This window comes from Lactococcus sp. LG1267, from assembly GCF_017309545.1.
GTDB lineage: Bacteria > Bacillota > Bacilli > Lactobacillales > Streptococcaceae > Lactococcus > Lactococcus petauri.
Genome location: NZ_CP071295.1, coordinates 1409994 through 1426032 on the forward strand (window position 1 = coordinate 1409994; position 16039 = coordinate 1426032).

14 protein-coding genes are annotated in these 16039 nt (G+C 38.2%); all 14 read left to right on the plus strand.

Annotated elements, in window-relative coordinates; all coding sequences use genetic code 11:
* The first annotated feature begins 849 nt into the window (after positions 1-849).
* A complete protein-coding gene (locus J0J33_RS06910; protein ID WP_206889003.1) occupies positions 850-1431 on the plus strand; it encodes a transglycosylase in 582 nt (193 codons plus the stop codon).
* A gap of 371 nt (positions 1432-1802) precedes the next feature.
* Positions 1803-4559, plus strand: a complete 2757-nt coding sequence (locus tag J0J33_RS06915) for a cation-transporting P-type ATPase (protein WP_206921637.1) — start codon at positions 1803-1805, stop codon at positions 4557-4559.
* A gap of 73 nt (positions 4560-4632) precedes the next feature.
* Positions 4633-4839: a hypothetical protein gene (locus tag J0J33_RS06920; RefSeq protein ID WP_019292723.1), complete on the plus strand. Its 207-nt coding sequence runs from the start codon at positions 4633-4635 to the stop codon at positions 4837-4839.
* Positions 4840-4956: 117 nt separating this feature from the next.
* A complete protein-coding gene (gene mgtE / locus J0J33_RS06925) occupies positions 4957-6318 on the plus strand; it encodes a magnesium transporter (protein ID WP_206889021.1) in 1362 nt (453 codons plus the stop codon).
* Between the two features lie 46 nt (positions 6319-6364).
* Positions 6365-7069, plus strand: coding sequence for a 16S rRNA pseudouridine(516) synthase (locus J0J33_RS06930; protein WP_019293488.1), 705 nt, complete (start codon positions 6365-6367; stop codon positions 7067-7069).
* Positions 7070-7144: 75 nt separating this feature from the next.
* Positions 7145-7633 carry a glutathione peroxidase gene (locus J0J33_RS06935; protein WP_019292720.1) on the plus strand — a complete coding sequence of 163 codons (489 nt, stop codon included), beginning with the start codon at positions 7145-7147 and terminating at the stop codon, positions 7631-7633.
* A gap of 81 nt (positions 7634-7714) precedes the next feature.
* Complete coding sequence (locus tag J0J33_RS06940) at positions 7715-8566, plus strand: MurR/RpiR family transcriptional regulator (protein WP_019292719.1); 852 nt, start codon at positions 7715-7717, stop codon at positions 8564-8566.
* A 104-nt stretch (positions 8567-8670) separates the two neighbouring features.
* The gene (locus J0J33_RS06945; protein ID WP_019293485.1) at positions 8671-10575 is read left to right on the plus strand and encodes an ABC-F family ATP-binding cassette domain-containing protein; all 1905 of its coding nucleotides are present in this window, start codon (positions 8671-8673) and stop codon (positions 10573-10575) included.
* Between the two features lie 223 nt (positions 10576-10798).
* Positions 10799-11428 carry an orotate phosphoribosyltransferase gene (gene pyrE / locus J0J33_RS06950; RefSeq protein WP_206921638.1) on the plus strand — a complete coding sequence of 210 codons (630 nt, stop codon included), beginning with the start codon at positions 10799-10801 and terminating at the stop codon, positions 11426-11428.
* A gap of 38 nt (positions 11429-11466) precedes the next feature.
* A complete protein-coding gene (locus J0J33_RS06955) occupies positions 11467-12732 on the plus strand; it encodes a dihydroorotase (protein WP_019335861.1) in 1266 nt (421 codons plus the stop codon).
* An 83-nt stretch (positions 12733-12815) separates the two neighbouring features.
* On the plus strand, positions 12816-13241 hold the full coding sequence (locus J0J33_RS06960) for a DUF3284 domain-containing protein (protein WP_019292715.1): 426 nt from the start codon (positions 12816-12818) through the stop codon (positions 13239-13241).
* A gap of 4 nt (positions 13242-13245) precedes the next feature.
* Positions 13246-14253: an enhanced intracellular survival protein Eis gene (gene eis, locus J0J33_RS06965; RefSeq protein ID WP_206889028.1), complete on the plus strand. Its 1008-nt coding sequence runs from the start codon at positions 13246-13248 to the stop codon at positions 14251-14253.
* Between the two features lie 290 nt (positions 14254-14543).
* Positions 14544-14867 carry a PTS sugar transporter subunit IIB gene (locus J0J33_RS06970; RefSeq protein WP_019293481.1) on the plus strand — a complete coding sequence of 108 codons (324 nt, stop codon included), beginning with the start codon at positions 14544-14546 and terminating at the stop codon, positions 14865-14867.
* Positions 14868-14906: 39 nt separating this feature from the next.
* Positions 14907-16004, plus strand: coding sequence for a DUF871 domain-containing protein (locus J0J33_RS06975; protein WP_019292712.1), 1098 nt, complete (start codon positions 14907-14909; stop codon positions 16002-16004).
* Positions 16005-16039 lie beyond the last annotated feature (35 nt).

The window sequence follows — 16039 nt, forward strand, 5'->3', positions numbered from 1 at the left end:
ACAAATACCATTATGAGAAAAAGTCACACAATAATTTGTTCAAGATTAAAATAAATACCATTATTGGTAGTTTAAGAAAATTATTCCAACATATGGGTAAGAAAAAATTATTTCTATTAGCTACCTCTCACATTAGAAAAAGAAGTTTTCGAGATGAATTCCTTAAACATCAATGATAATGAGCTATAAAAGTGTTTTAAGTCCAATATATAGTATAAAAAAATATGGAAATAAAAGAATGAAAACAAGAGCAATTTCTCCTTAATTTTTATTAAGAAAGTGGTTTAAAATCTTCTTGTCTTAACTGAAACTAAAAATATTGAAAAAATTACTTAATTTAATTAGCAAAAATTTTTAATGTATTTAAATACAAAAAAAGACATGGTTAATTTTTTTAAAATAAGAAGCGCATTAAATAGGGGTTTTTATTATACATTTTTTCCATTTTGTAGAATAAATTTTCTGAATATTTTGTTTACAAATGTTTTCGCTTTCTTTTTTTGTTCTGTTTATTTTAAGTTATGTTTAAGGTAAAGGTCATATAATGAGTCCCTCATGAAGGAAATGAATTTGACTTTGAAAATTTATTTTCTTCTGAGTGAACTTATACATTTTAAACCGTGAGCTTTCAAAGATATGTAATTTCGCAAGCAGCAGAGATTTGAAGGCTCCTTATAACAAACGTCCATAGCGTGCAATGACGTTAAACTGCTGACGGTAATCCTACACAAGCGTTCAAGACTTTATGATGTGTATGGGAAGTAACCATGATGATAGAGTATATACGGGGGTTCGTAATTGAGCTTTAACTCTATGGAATATTCTTAGTGGCGAAATTGAAAGGTCTAAATGAAATTCAGTAAAGTTGCTATTTCAACTGGTGTTATTGCTTCATTCATGTTTATCGGTACTGGTATGGCCCACGCGGACACACCGAAACAAACTACACATGATGTTGCAATTGAAGTTATTAACGGTAACTACGGTACAGGTCAAGATCGTGTCACAATGTTGACAAACAAAGGTTTTGACTTTGAAGACGTACAAACAGAAGTTAACAACATTTTGTTAGGAAAAGCTTCAGCAACTCCTACAACTGCCAAAAAAGTTGAAACACAACCTGCTAAATCTAAAGTAGCACAAACTGTATCAGGACTTGACTTAGGTCAAACTTCTGGTCAAGTAAATATTGAAGCCCTTGCTAACTACATGATTTCTAATACTGCCAACGCAGCAGGATATTCTGCAAGCGAATGGGCATATATTATTGAACATGAGTCTAATGGACGTGCAGATGTTGCAAATGCAAGTTCAGGTGCATACGGTGCGTTCCAATTGTTAGGCCACGGTGAATACGCTGGCATGACTCTTGCTGAACAAATCGAAATGGCAAGTAAACTCCCTGCAGGAAGCTGGGTTGTTTATAACTAATAGGAAGTGAATTACAATTCGTTTCCTGGAGTGCTTAACTAAGATTAAACATCCAAGGCTATCACAAACAGTGAAGGCCTTTTTGTTTTGCTTTTAACCTTTTTAAAAATCAAAAAATCAAAAAAACTCTTAAAAAATTTAAAATTATATGTTATAATAAAAGAGTAGATTTAGTAAAACGTACTAAATTCATAACAATTAAAGAGACAATATAGGTTGGGCGCAAGCTTCAAGAGATTTCCTCTGAGGGTAAGGAGGAGATTTTTTGATAGCTTGTGCCCTTTTTGTTTACATTCTTTTTTTTCGATTGCTACGCTCTTGGAAAAAAATGAAGTGTAGACCTAACTGTCGAAAATACAAGGAGGAAGCTTTTGGAATTTTATAAAAAAGCAAAAGAAGAAGTTATTGAGGAGTTTTTAGTTGATACTAAGACTGGCTTAAATCATGAACAAATATTGAAACAAAGGGAGCTTCATGGAGAAAATAAACTTCCGGATGAAGAGGAAGAATCATACTTAGCTACGTTCCTCAAAAGTTTTAAAGAACCTATCGTTATTGTTTTACTTGGTGCGGTAGCTCTGTCCTTTGCTAGTTCTTACTACGCTTTTCAATTTCAAAATGATAGTAAGCATGGGATGGAGGCACTATATGAAGCGATTGCTATCTTAATCTTAATTATCATAAATGCCTTTTTAGGCTTTTATCAAGAAATTAGTGCACGTAAGAGTTTGAACGCATTAAAAGAGATGAACAATCGTTATGTTACTGTGTTACGAAATGGTCAATTTGAAAAAATACTTTCAACAGAGCTTGTCACAGGGGATATCGTAAAAGCCTCAATTGGAGACTTTGTCGAAGCAGATGTCCGTTGGATTGAAACCAATGAGCTCCAAGTTATCGAGTCGCATTTGACTGGCGAAGCAGATGCGATTAGCAAGCACACAGATGCTATTTTCGAGACGACAGAACTAGGTGATCGTCATAATATGGGCTTCTCCGGTTCAAGCGTTTCTGGTGGACAAGGTTTAGGGATAGTTGTGGCTGTTGGGGAACATACTGAACTTGGTAAAATTGCCAAACTGATTCAAGCAGTTGAAAACAGGACGTCGCCACTGCAAAATACGGTTCATAAGTTAACCAAAACCTTGATGCAAGTTTCAGCCGGTATTGTTGTCTTTACCCTCGTAGTGGGTATCATCCAAGCTGGTGAATTAAGCATAGCATCAATTACATCTGTTTTATCAACCTCAATCGCCTTAGCTGTAGCCTCTATACCTGATGCTCTACCTGCTGTGCTTTCGATTGTTTTAACGATTGGCGCTGCCAAAATGGCGAAGAATAAGGGGCTTATCAAGTCTCTTAACAGTGTGGAAACACTAGGAAGTACTTCCTACATCTGTTCAGATAAAACAGGAACACTTACCAAAAATGAAATGACCGTTACACATTTCTATACAAACGGACAGTACTATGAAGTTTCTGGTCTGGGCTATACTCCAGAAGGGGAAATTCGTAGTCTTTCTGATGAAGAGCAAGAGTCTTCATATTCGGCCTTTATTGCAGGTGCACTTTTGTGTAACGAGTCTGCTCTCAAAGAAGTCGAAGGAAAATACGTGCCTTTTGGTAATCCAACTGAAATTGCCTTGACTGTTTTGGGGCAAAAAGCTGGCCGCACAAAAACTCAACTTTTAGAATCACATGAGCTCATCCGGACGCTACCTTTCACTAGTGACCGTAAAACAATGAGTGTCATTGTCAAGAAAGGCGACAACTATCTTCTCTATATCAAGGGAGCGCCAGATGTTCTGGTTGAGAAAAGCCGCGCCCTTTTGATTGATGGTGAATTAAATACCGAAGAAAGTGAAAAGCAAAAATTTATCACGACTGTAAATGATTATGCCAATGAAGCTTTGCGTACCTTGGCGGTAGGATACCGTATCCTCAGTAAGGAAGAAGCAGAACAAGGTCAGCTAGAAGATTTAGAAAAAGATATTATCCTGACGGGGGTTGCAGGAATTATTGACCCTGCGCGTGAAGAAGTCAAAGCTTCTGTTAAAACATTGCAAGAGGCAAGTGTCGAAGTCGTTATGATTACAGGTGATCACGAAAATACAGCTCGTGCTATTGCTTATAATCTTGGCATTGTAAAATCCAAAGAGGCTAAAGTCATCAAAGGTATCGAAATTGAAGAAATGACAGATGAAGAGCTCTATGATGTCGTTAAAACAACAAATGTCTATGCGCGTGTTTCCCCTGAACACAAGCAAAGGATTGTTAAGCAACTTCAAAAGCACGGGGAAGTTGTGGGTATGACAGGAGATGGTGTTAATGATGCGCCAGCTCTGAGAGCAGCTGATATTGGAATTGCCATGGGAATCGCAGGAACTGAAGTAACCAAGGATTCTGCTGACTTGATATTGCTTGATGATAAGTTTACAACGATTGAAAAAACAGTCGAAAATGGTAGAACTATTTATGCCAATATTAAGAACTTTATCCGTCACGAATTAACGACGAATGTCGCAGAAGTACTTTCCTTGATATTAGGCTTACTTTTCTTCACTGTAAGTATCGGGAATGTTGACTATACCACACCAACTTTAACAGCCTTAATGGTACTTTGGGTCAATATGGTCAGTGATGCCGTGCCTTCTTTCGCTCTAGGATACGATGTCGCTGAGTCAGACATTATGAACGAAAAACCACGTGACCCTAAAGAATCTGTCCTAGCCAACTACACGTGGTCAAGAGTCTTGATCCGAGGCACAATTATGGGCTTGATGGTCTTTGTAGCCTTTGTTTGGGCAGCAAAACAAGGCATGTCAAGTAACGAAGCACAAACGGTGGCCTTCTTAACACTTGTTTATGGTCAGTTGTGGCATGTTTTTGATGCAAGAAGTTCACAAACTCTCTTCAGAAGAAATCCATTCGGCAATCCACGTTTAGTCCTTGCTGTTGTCTTTGCAGGTATCTCTTCATTTTTAGTGACAATAATTCCATTCTTCAATGTTGTCATGGGAACTGCACCATTGAGCTTATCTGTTTATCTTCTTGTACTCTTTGTGCCAGCTTTACCAACATTTATCCTATCAGGTATTAAAGAAATCTTTAAAGTGAAAATTTGGTAAGGAGAATTTTTGAGATGTGTAACTATAATATGCTAAAATAACAGTATAGTAATCCTTGGAAGGAAGTATATACATGGAAAAAGTAAAAAGCTTTTTTACACCCAAAAGAATTTTAGTTCTCTTGATTCTTTTGCTCATCGTAATTTTTGCGGTTCTTAATTTCTCACCTGTTCGTGTTAACATGCTTTTCTTTAACATTGATATTCCCATGTTCTACGGCATCATCGCTGTAGGATTGATTGGGTTTATATGCGGTTATGTGATGCGTGGGAGAAAATAAATCTGAAAAAAATAAAAACTGAAGTGTATCATACACTTCAGTTTTTATATTGTTAGGTTTTCTCTTGCAAAAATATTAGAATTTAGAAGGGAAATTAAAATGAAATGAGTATATGATATGGAAGAATTAATCCGGTTCTACATTAAAAAGAAGGAGTTTAAAAAACTTCAAGTTATTCTTAAAGATTTACAAAGACATGAACTGAAAGAGATTTTTAAACATCTAAAGCAAGATGAACAGGTCATTTTTTTTGAAGTCCTTTCAGAAGATAAAGCAGTGGCGTTGTTCAAAATTCTTGGCACTCAGCAGCAAAAAAATCTTTTAGATGCGCTACAACCGCCAATGGTGCAAACTTTTCTCAATCAGCTGTCGTCAGACGATCGTGTCAGACTTTTTGACCGACTACCTGAAAGACGAGTGAAGAGTCTTCTGGGTGTTTTAACACCCGATAATAGAGCAGAAACACTCCACCTCCAAGCTTATGTCCCAGAAACAGCCGGTCGAATTATGACAACGGAATTTGTAACTTTGATAGAAGATATGACCCAAGAAAAGGCGTTGGCAAAAGTCACAGAGGAAGCCACGCGCAAGGAAAACATCTATATTTTGTTTATTATTGACGAGAAGTTAAAGCTCACTGGTTTTATAACTTTACATCGACTTTTGATGATGGCACCAACAGCAGTCATTAATGAGCATATGTCGCGTCAACCGATTTCTGTTAAAACTTCTGAGGACCAAGAAAAGGTGGCACAAAAAGTCAAAGAGTTGGATCTTCTGGCTTTAGCTGTGGTGGACGATACTAATAAATTAGTAGGCATAGTAACTTTCGACGATGCAATGGAAATTCTTGAAGAAGAGGCAACAGAAGACATTTTGAACCAAGCAGGTTTATCCGACTTAAAAGATACAGAGGAGGACCGCAGCAAGCTACTTATTAATGGCAAATTAAACAAAATTTTGGCAGTACGTTTACCCTTTCTTTTAGCCACTTTGTTGTTAAGCATGCTTTCTGGTTTAGTCATTGAAAATTTTGAACAAACTTTAGAATCCATCGCAATGGTGGCAATTTTTATCCCATTGATTATGGGCATGGGAGGAAATATTGGGACACAATCTTCAACAGTCTTTACACGAGGCTTGGTTTTGGGGCATATTGAGATTGAGAACTTCCTTGAGCACTTTTTCAAGGAATTACGTGTCGGTTTGACCATTGGCGCATTGATGGGAATTATGGCGGGGCTAATGGCGACCATATGGCTAGGTTTTCCGATGTTAGGTTTGGCAGTTGGTTTAGCCCTTTTTGCCACGATGACCGTCGCATCCTTGCTGGGCTTTTTAGTCCCTTTTATCTTAATCAAGTTAAAAATCGACCAAGCTGCAGGATCAGCACCAATCATTACAACGATTAAAGATTTAGTTGCCTTACTGATTTACTTCACCTGCATCTCGCTCTTCCTTGGTCATCTTATTTCATGAGTTTGATAAGATAGAAAAAATTTAATTTTTGTTAAAATAGACAAATATGAGACTAGATCACTACCTGTTCCTCAATGGATGGAAGGATAAGAAAGAACGCAAACGCTTGATACAGACCAGAAAGATTATAATTGATGGAGAAGTAGAGTATAACCTAAGTCGCAATGTCGATCCTCAGATGCATGAAATTATTGTCAATCAGCAACAGCTCACAACATTTGGACATCATTATTTTATGATGAATAAGCCAGCTGGTGTACTTTCAGCCAATAAAGATGAGCACCTGCCCACCTATCGTGACCTTGTGGAAGAAAAGAATGACGCACTCTATCCTGTGGGACGGCTAGACTTTCTAACGACAGGATTATTATTCATCACGGACAATGGGCCACTGGGCATCGATATGCTAAAGCCACAGCAACATGTTTCTAAAACATATTTCGTAGAGACATGGGAACCACTTGAAGTAAGTGATAGAGTTGCATTTGAAGCAGGCCTTGAATTTATCGGAGGCGTTCGTACGCAGCCAGCGCAACTCGAAATTTTAGATGTGCATCATGCTAAAGTTACTATCCAAGAAGGCAAATATCATCAGGTCAAGAAAATGTTCTTAGCTTTAGGTAAAAAAGTTGAGCAACTTCAACGTTTAAATTTTGGACCGCTGGTCCTAGATGAAGATTTGCAACCAGGTGCTTATCGCCCTCTTACGCAGCAAGAAATCTTGAGTCTGAAGCCTTATATGAGAAAGTAAGATTCTTTGACAGTCTGATAAGGCAAGTGTTATAATCATTATCACTTAGAGCCGATGAAGAAAGGAAGTGTCACTATGACTATTTATGATTTCACAGTGAAGGGAAAACAAGGAGATGATATCTCTTTATCCGACTATAAAGGAAAAGTTCTACTCGTAGTGAATACTGCGACAAGATGTGGTTTTACACCACAATATGATGGACTTCAAAAACTTTATGATGAATATAAAGAGTCCGGGTTTGAAATTCTCGATTTTCCTTGTAATCAATTTAAAGAGCAAGCACCTGGCACAGCTGATGAGATTGATCAGTTTTGTACATTGAACTATGGAACAACTTTCCCACGCTTTCAAAAGATTGATGTTAATGGCGCGGATGAAAGCCCGCTCTATACATGGTTAAAAGAAGAAAAAGGAAGCCCGCTTGGAAAAAAAATCAAGTGGAATTTTACGAAGTTTTTGATCAACGCTCAGGGAGAAGTTGTCGCACGTTATGCTCCAGCAACAGAACCTGAAAAAATTGCCAAAGATATTAAAAAAGAGCTTGAAAAAGTAGAAAAATAGGAGCACGTGCCTCCTGTTTTTTCTTTTGGTATCATTATAAAGAAGCTCATATTTATAGCTGGTTTATGCTATAATTGAGTCATGAATATTCTGCTCGAAATCCAAACGAAATTAAGAGAACTTTCCCCTAACGAGTCAAAAGTTGGAAAGTATGTTCTCGCTTTTCCTGAGGCTGTCATCAACCTAAGCACCCAAGACATTGCTAAAAATAGTCAAGTGTCACCAGCTACAGTTATTCGCTTTGTCAAATCCATCGGACTTGAAGGTGTTCCCCAACTTAAGCAGCAACTTTCCGTCTGGAAGGCGAGCGCCCAATCGGATACAGATTTTCAAGAATTACGTCCTAATGAAGAGATAGACTCAATAAAATCAAAATTAAAAGCGCGTATTAATCATATGACAGAACTTGTTAATGGTCATTTAAACAATGAAAGACTTGCTAAAACGGTCGACCTGATTGATGAAGCGGAGTTAATCTTTATTTTCGGGATTGGGGCTTCTTTTCTTGTGGCACAAGACTTAGCTCAAAAATTGAACCGTATTGGCAAAATCAGTATTTGTGCGGACAATACGCATACGATGGCTGTTAATTTAACCAATAATAATCAAAAGAAACTCTTTATCGCTGTCAGTGACCGAGGGGAATCCCGTGAAGTTTTAGCTATGCTTGATTTGGCTCAAGCTGAAAACATTGAAACCATTGCGATTACCGGTATCGAAAACTCAAGTCTTGCTAAACGTGCCGAATATCCGCTCATTTCTCTATCAGGAGAGAATTTTGAGTTTAGGCATGCAGCTACGGTTTCAATGCTAGCACAATTGTATCTCATCGATTTGCTCTTTTATGCCTATGTCAGCAAAAACTTTGATGATGCACGAGAATCAGTGATTCGTTCTTTAGATATCGTTCGTCATCTGGAAAAAAATTATTGATGTGAAGTTATACATAAAAACAGTAAAAATCTTGGCGTTTTCGTTGTGAAGCGAGATTTTTACTGTTTTCTTTACCTTAAACTTTTTTATGTTAAAATAGAAGAATGATTTTACTACAAGGGAATGGGATAGCACGCACTTTTGGTGGCGATGTTTTATTCGAAAATATAAATTTTAATCTTCAGGACCACTCACGTATGGCTTTAGTCGGACGCAATGGTGCGGGAAAATCGACTTTATTGAAGATTATTGCAGGCGTTGAAGAACCTTCAGCAGGATCGATTTCTAAGGTCAAGGACTTGCATTTAAACTATTTGGCTCAAGATACAGGACTTTCTTCAGAATTAACGATTTTTGAAGAAATGTTGACGGTCTTTGAAAAACTCCGTCAAACAGAGCGACAATTGCGCCAGATGGAATTACAGATGTCGGAGTTAACGGGTGGTGACTTAGAGAGTTTGATGCACCGTTATGATTCTTTATCGGAAGAATTTCGTCAAGCCAACGGTTTTACCTATGAAGCAGAGATTAAGTCAGTACTTAATGGTTTTCGTTTCGAAGAGAAGATGTGGGACCGTGCTATTTCTTCTTTATCTGGTGGACAAAAGACAAGGTTGGCTTTGGCAAAAATGCTTTTGGAAAAGCCTGATTTGTTGATTTTGGATGAGCCAACCAACCATTTGGATATTGAAACATTGGCATGGTTAGAAACTTACCTGAAAAACTATTCAGGAAGTCTTTTGATTGTCAGTCACGACCGTTACTTCTTAGATAAGGTTGTGACAGAGACCTTGGAGATTTCACGAGGCAAGCTGACACGCTTTGCAGGAAATTACAGTAAATATATTGAACTTAAAGCAGAGATGCTCGCCACTGAGCAAAAGAACTATGATAAGCAACAAAAAGAAATTGAAAAATTAGAAGATTTCGTTGCTCGAAATATGGTTCGTGCCTCCACAACAAAACGCGCCCAATCCCGCCAGAAAAAGTTGGAAAAGATGGAGCGTATCGAAGCACCGAGCGCAAGCGAAGCGGCTGCTCATATGACCTTTTCTCCAGCTAAAAAGTCGGGCAACATCGTTCTTACAGTGGAAGATGCAGCAGTGGGATACGATAAAGTCCTCGCTGAACCTATCAATATCGATACACGAAAACATGATGCCATTGCTATTGTTGGACCAAACGGGATTGGGAAAACAACATTGATCAAGTCAATCATTGGTCAAATTCCTCTTCTTAAGGGCCAGGTGAAGCTGGGAGCGAATGTCGACTTAGGATACTATGATCAAGAACAAGGGGCGCTGACACCTTCTAACAGTGTTCTTGACGAGATTTGGAATGAGCATCGTCTCTTACCAGAGGTAGAAATACGTAATCTTTTAGGGGCCTTCCTTTTCAGCGGCGAAGATGTGAAAAAGACCGTTTCGATGTTATCGGGGGGAGAAAAAGCACGTCTTCTTTTGGCGAAGCTCGCTATGCAACATGATAATTTTCTTGTGTTGGATGAACCTACCAACCACTTGGATATCGACAGCCGCGAGGTTTTGGAGAATAGCTTGATCGACTTCGATGGCACTTTACTCTTTGTCAGTCATGACCGTTATTTTATCAATCGGGTTGCGACCAAAGTTCTCGAAATATCACCTCAAGGAAGTAAACTTTACCTGGGAGATTACGATTATTATTTAGAGAAAAAACGCCAAGAAGAAGAGACACATCAAGAAGTTGTTTTGGAAGAACAACCAGAAAGTTCGGGCCAGATGGACTATGCACAACAAAAAGAAGCACAGAAAATCCGTCGCAAGTTCGAACGTGAAGTCAATGCTGCGGAAGAAAAACTTGCTGATCTGGAACAACAAAGCGAAGAAATTTCTCGAGCTATGTTAGATATAACAGATGACTTTGTTAAACTAGGTGAACTCCAAGCAGCACTCGACCAACTGGCTGAACAAAAAGAAGAAACAGAGATGAACTTACTGGAAGCAATGGAAAGCTTAGAAAGTTTATGATTGCAAACTCACAGTAAATCTGTTAGACTATATAACAAGAAACCTTTAAATTAGCACGAGAGGCTAGCAAGGAAACCGTATAATTGTCTACTTATATAGTATTTAGGTGTATTCTAAATATTACTGGCATATTTTTTTACGCACTTGCAGCTTTCTGCAAGTGTTTTTTTGTGCAAAACAGCGTGCTATTGATATTAACTTAAAGGACTAGAAAGAGGATAACATGTCATTATCAAAAACTATCGCTTCTGATTTACTCGAAATAAAAGCTGTAAGCCTATCGCCGAGTGCACCATTCACATGGGCAAGTGGGATTCAATCTCCTATTTACACAGACAACCGTGTGACCTTGGCTTATCCTGAAGTACGTACTCGTATTGAGCAGGCTTTTGCGGAATTGGTCAAGGCAGAGTTTCCTGAGGTCGAAGTGATTGCAGGTACAGCAACAGCAGGTATTCCTCATGGTGCAATTATTGCTGACTATCTTCAATTGCCTTTTGCCTATATTCGTAGCAAACCAAAAGATCACGGCGCAGGAAATCAAATCGAAGGACGTGTCTCTAAAGGACAAAAAATGGTATTGGTTGAGGATCTTATCTCAACAGGAGGCTCAGTACTAGAAGCAGTGGCTGCCGCACAACGTGAAGGGATCAAAGTTCTCGGTGTGATTGCTATCTTTACCTACCAACTCGAAAAAGCAGCAACAAAATTCCAAGAAGCGCAAGTGCCACTGCACACATTAACAAATTATTCTGAACTTATCCAAATCGCTCAGGAAACAGGTTATGTAACAGAAGCTGAACTTGAAATGCTTAAAAAATTCAAGGATAATCAAGAAACATGGAGTAAATAACATAATAAACATTATGTAAAATATAAAAAGGGGAACAGATGATACTCATAAAAAACGGCCGTGTAATCGATCCTGAGTCCGGTTTTGATCAAGTTGCTGATGTGTTAGTTAAAGATAAGAAGATTATTCGTATTGCCCAAGATTTGGAAGAAGAAGGTGCAGATATTATTGATGCCAGCAACATGATTGTTGCTCCTGGGCTCATCGATATTCATGTTCATTTTCGTGAACCAGGTCAAACGCATAAAGAGACGATACACACTGGTGCTTTATCTGCAGCACGTGGTGGTTTTACGACAGTAGTAATGATGGCAAATACTAAACCGATTTTATCGAGTCCTGAAGTGCTTGTAGAGACACTGAAACTTGCAGATGAAGAGAAAATTCATATTAAGTCCATTGCTTCTATTACCAAAGATTTTGACGGGCGACATTTGACGGATTTTGATGCTTTGTTAAAGGCAGGCGCAGTTGGCTTTTCAGATGATGGTATTCCACTGAGTGATTCAGGGGTCTTGCATGAAGCTTTGAAGAAAGCCAAGGAAACGGATAGTCTGCTCTCTATTCACGAGGAAGATCCCAACTTAGTGGATACGCTTGGAATCAATGAAGGCGAAGTGGCACACCAATGTGGTCTAACAGGAGCGACAAAGGTGGCTGAGTACAGTATGATTGCACGTGATGCAATGTTGGCTTTGGATACTCAAGCGCGTTTACATATTCAACATTTGTCTGCAGGCGAAAGTGTAGATGTAGTTCGTTTTGCACAAAAGATGGGCGCAAAAGTTAGTGCTGAAGTTACACCACAACATTTTTCACTGACAGAGCAAGCTGTCCTAGAGATTGGTACAAATGCAAAGCTTAATCCTCCACTGCGTCAAACGAAAGATATTGCGAAAATTTTGGAAGGCTTGAAAGACAACACGATTAGTGTTATTGCGACAGATCATGCGCCACATACCCATGAAGAAAAAAATGTTGCTTTGGCTGAAGCACCGAGCGGAATGATCGGCTTAGAAACTTCTTTGCAACTGGGGCTTACGCATTTGGTTACTCCTGGACATCTTGAACTGGCTCAATTGCTGGCGAAAATGACTGTTAATCCAGCCAAATTATATGGTTTTGATGCGGGATATTTAGCGGAAGGTGGACCGGCTGACATTACTATTTTTGATGCTCATAATACTTATAAAGTGGATGAAAACTTTGATTCCAAGGCAAGTAACTCACCATTTATCGACCAAGAACTTGTGGGACAAGTCAAATATACGATTTGTTCAGGAGAAATTGTTTACCGCCCATAAAAATCTTGCAAGAGCTTACATAAATTGTTAAAATGATTTTAATGTTTAATAAATTTTATTCTAAGCAATAGGAGAAATCTCATATGAAAATCAGTAAAACAATTAATGCTCCTGTCGAGTTTGTCTACAATCAGATTCTGGATTCATCACTTTACGATATCGAAAAAAATACTGGGCACAGACCTGACATCAAGTCTCTTAATGGCTTTGAATACTCAAAAACATTTGGCAAAAACCAACATGGAACTATTACGATTGATGAAGTTGTGAAAGCCAATAAGTATGCTTTTACCACGAAAACTATCCGTAATACATTCAATACACGTTGGAATTTTCATCCTGTTGATGATAAGAAAACAGAGATAACTATTGAGGAAAGCCGTACTTCCAGCGGAATGATTCAAAAATTAAATGATATGTTTGTCGGAACGCTTCTGGGACACTGGAAAAAACGTCAGATGGTCGCTATTTTGAATCACATTGAACAAGCTTATAGTGGTGGGAAGTGAAAAGATGGAAAAGAAACAGCATGAACTTTTAGACCTCGCGACTTATGCTTTTAATAAGCCCCGAAGTAAGGAGCGAGAAGAAGCGTTTGATAAACTTTTAAGTTTTTCAAAACCATACAGTTACTGGGAAAACGATGAGCTATCCTCTATGATTATCGATACCTCTTTTAGGGTCTATTGGAAGGGTGCAAAGCTAAAGATGTCGGGAATTGGTTATGTTGCCTCTTACCCAGAATTTAGAGGAAACGGCAGCATTCGTAAACTCATGACCGATATTTTAGAAGACAACTATGAAGCTGGCACCGCCTTAAGCTATCTGGCTCCCTTCTCTTATCAGTTTTACGGACAATTTGGTTATCATTACGCTTTTGACCAAAAAGCATATACGATTCCTGCACAAGAATTTCCTAAAGGCAAAAAAACAGTGGGTCAAGTGCAGCGCCGCACTGTAAGTGAGGAGCTTTTGGAAGAAGCGGCTGAGGTCCATGATCAAGTCTATAACCAAGGTTCACTAGTCCGTCCACAACATGTTTGGGAATACTATTTCAAGTATAAAGCACAGCCCTTCTTTGCGACTTATGAGGAAAATGGCAGAGTCCTAGGTTACTTAATTTATGAATTTGCAGGTACGGCTTTTGTAATTCGTGAATGTATTACATTGACCCAAGAAGCTCAAGATGCACTTTATCGTTTTGTCTCAAGCCACGCTGCAAGTTTTGAAGTCATCAAATGGACTGCTCCTTCAAATGTTTTCCTCGAATATGATTTGGCTGAACCATCACGCATAGAGCTACAGTTGCAACCTTATATGCAAGCTCGTATTGTTAATCTGCAAGCATTTTTGAAAGTGAACGGTCAGCCTGAATTTTCTGCCCGTATTGTTGATGATATTTTGCCACAAAATAATATCTGTGTGGGCCCTGAGACAGACCAACCAGAGGAAATGACCATTGGAGTATTTACTGCCCGTGTACTACGAGAAAATAAAGCCATTCTTCGTGAATATTTTTAAAATAGTCAAACTAAACACCGAATCTTAACATTTTTTGTAAGATTTGGTGTTTTTATTAATTAAAACTAAAAAAATAACACGATTTTGTTTCTAAATTTGTAACATGTTTCAGAAATCAGCCGGAAAATTAAAGTTTTTAATGGTTTGAAGAAAATGAAAGCGCTAAAAATAAGGGTTTCATTAAAAAATACTTGTTTTTTCGCTTAATATTGTTAGGACAAATTATATTTGAAATCGCTTTCTGAAACCGCTATACTATTGGTATAGATAAAAAGAAGGAGATCATAGAAATGGCAGAAAAAGTTATTGCATTAGCCTGTGCAGCAGGTATGTCAACATCATTACTCGTGACAAAAATGCAACAAGCTGCACAAGAAGCAGGAAAAGATTATGAAATCTACGCAAAGTCTGTAGCTGAAATTGACAACATGTTGTCTGGCTCAGAGAAACCAGATGTATTGCTTCTCGGTCCGCAAGTGGCTTACATGAAAAATGAAGTCATCAAAAAAGCAGCAGCAGTTGATGTTCCTTGTGATGTGATTAAAATGCAAGATTACGGCATGATGAATGGAAAAAATGTTGTAGCAGCCGCTGACGCATTAATGAATGGATAAAGAGAATTTGTAGAAATTCTAGATAAAGAAAGGAGTATTATGGGGAAACTAGGAATCTCGATTTATCCGGAACGTTCCAACTTTGAAGCTGATAAAGCCTATTTAGACTTAGCGCACCAATATGGTTACACTCGTGTCTTTACCTCACTTTTAGAAATCAAAGGAGATAAGGAAGCAGTTCTTGAGGGCTTTACGAAAGTGATTGCTTATGCTAATAGTCTTGGTATGGAAGTCATGGTAGACATTAATCCCGCCTTATTTGAACAACTTAACATTAGCTATGATGATTTAAGTTTCTTTGATGAAATGGGTGCTGATGGTATTCGTTTAGACCTCGGATTTACAGGAGCTGAGGAAGCACGTATGACGCGCAACCCTTATAATCTTAAGATTGAGATTAATATGAGTCAGGGAACAAGTTATGTGGACAGTATCATGGATTACTCGCCTAACATTGAAAACTTACTTGGCAGTCATAATTTCTATCCTCACCGTTACACAGGTCTAGCGTTTGATCATTACGTGAAATGTACCGAGAAATTCAAAAAGTATAATTTAAATACTATGGTGTTTGTTAATTCTCATGAAGCAACATTTGGACCGTGGCCCACACAAGATGGCTTATGTACCTTAGAGGATCATCGTGACTTAAGCTTGAAGACACAAGTAAAACATTATAAGCTTTTAGATGGTATTGATGATATTACTATTGCTAATGCTTATGCGAGTGAAGCAGAGCTTAAAACAATGGCAGAAGTTTTCCATGCGCAAATGCCAGAACTCAAAGTTGTGCCAAGAGCTACGATGACGGAAAATGAACGAAAATGTGTCTTTGAGGCTACGCATAGTTATCGTGGCGACCGCTCAGAGTACATGCTACGTTCAACCATGACTCGCGTTATTTACAAAGACTTGGATTTTCCGCCACATGATACAGATACTATAAAACCAGGCGATGTGATTATTGACAATGATGGATATGGTCAATATAAGGGGGAAACCCAAATTGCTCTGAAGGAAATGAAAAATGATGGCCGGGTCAATGTTGTTGGACATATCGCGGAAGACGAAATGTTCTTACTTGACTTTATCAAGCCTTGGAGTTCGTTTAAATTTATTGAAAGTGATGAGCTATAATTTATAACCTTATACGCAAATAAATTAAAATTTTA

Coding starts and splice junctions, on each gene's coding strand:
- J0J33_RS06910 (WP_206889003.1), top strand. CDS start 850: ATGAAATTCAGTAAAGTTGCTATTTCAACTGGTGTTATTGCTTCATTC.
- J0J33_RS06920 (WP_019292723.1), top strand. CDS start 4,633: ATGGAAAAAGTAAAAAGCTTTTTTACACCCAAAAGAATTTTAGTTCTC.
- mgtE (WP_206889021.1), top strand. CDS start 4,957: ATGGAAGAATTAATCCGGTTCTACATTAAAAAGAAGGAGTTTAAAAAA.
- J0J33_RS06930 (WP_019293488.1), top strand. CDS start 6,365: ATGAGACTAGATCACTACCTGTTCCTCAATGGATGGAAGGATAAGAAA.
- J0J33_RS06935 (WP_019292720.1), top strand. CDS start 7,145: ATGACTATTTATGATTTCACAGTGAAGGGAAAACAAGGAGATGATATC.
- J0J33_RS06940 (WP_019292719.1), top strand. CDS start 7,715: ATGAATATTCTGCTCGAAATCCAAACGAAATTAAGAGAACTTTCCCCT.
- J0J33_RS06945 (WP_019293485.1), top strand. CDS start 8,671: ATGATTTTACTACAAGGGAATGGGATAGCACGCACTTTTGGTGGCGAT.
- pyrE (WP_206921638.1), top strand. CDS start 10,799: ATGTCATTATCAAAAACTATCGCTTCTGATTTACTCGAAATAAAAGCT.
- J0J33_RS06955 (WP_019335861.1), top strand. CDS start 11,467: ATGATACTCATAAAAAACGGCCGTGTAATCGATCCTGAGTCCGGTTTT.
- J0J33_RS06960 (WP_019292715.1), top strand. CDS start 12,816: ATGAAAATCAGTAAAACAATTAATGCTCCTGTCGAGTTTGTCTACAAT.
- eis (WP_206889028.1), top strand. CDS start 13,246: ATGGAAAAGAAACAGCATGAACTTTTAGACCTCGCGACTTATGCTTTT.
- J0J33_RS06970 (WP_019293481.1), top strand. CDS start 14,544: ATGGCAGAAAAAGTTATTGCATTAGCCTGTGCAGCAGGTATGTCAACA.
- J0J33_RS06975 (WP_019292712.1), top strand. CDS start 14,907: ATGGGGAAACTAGGAATCTCGATTTATCCGGAACGTTCCAACTTTGAA.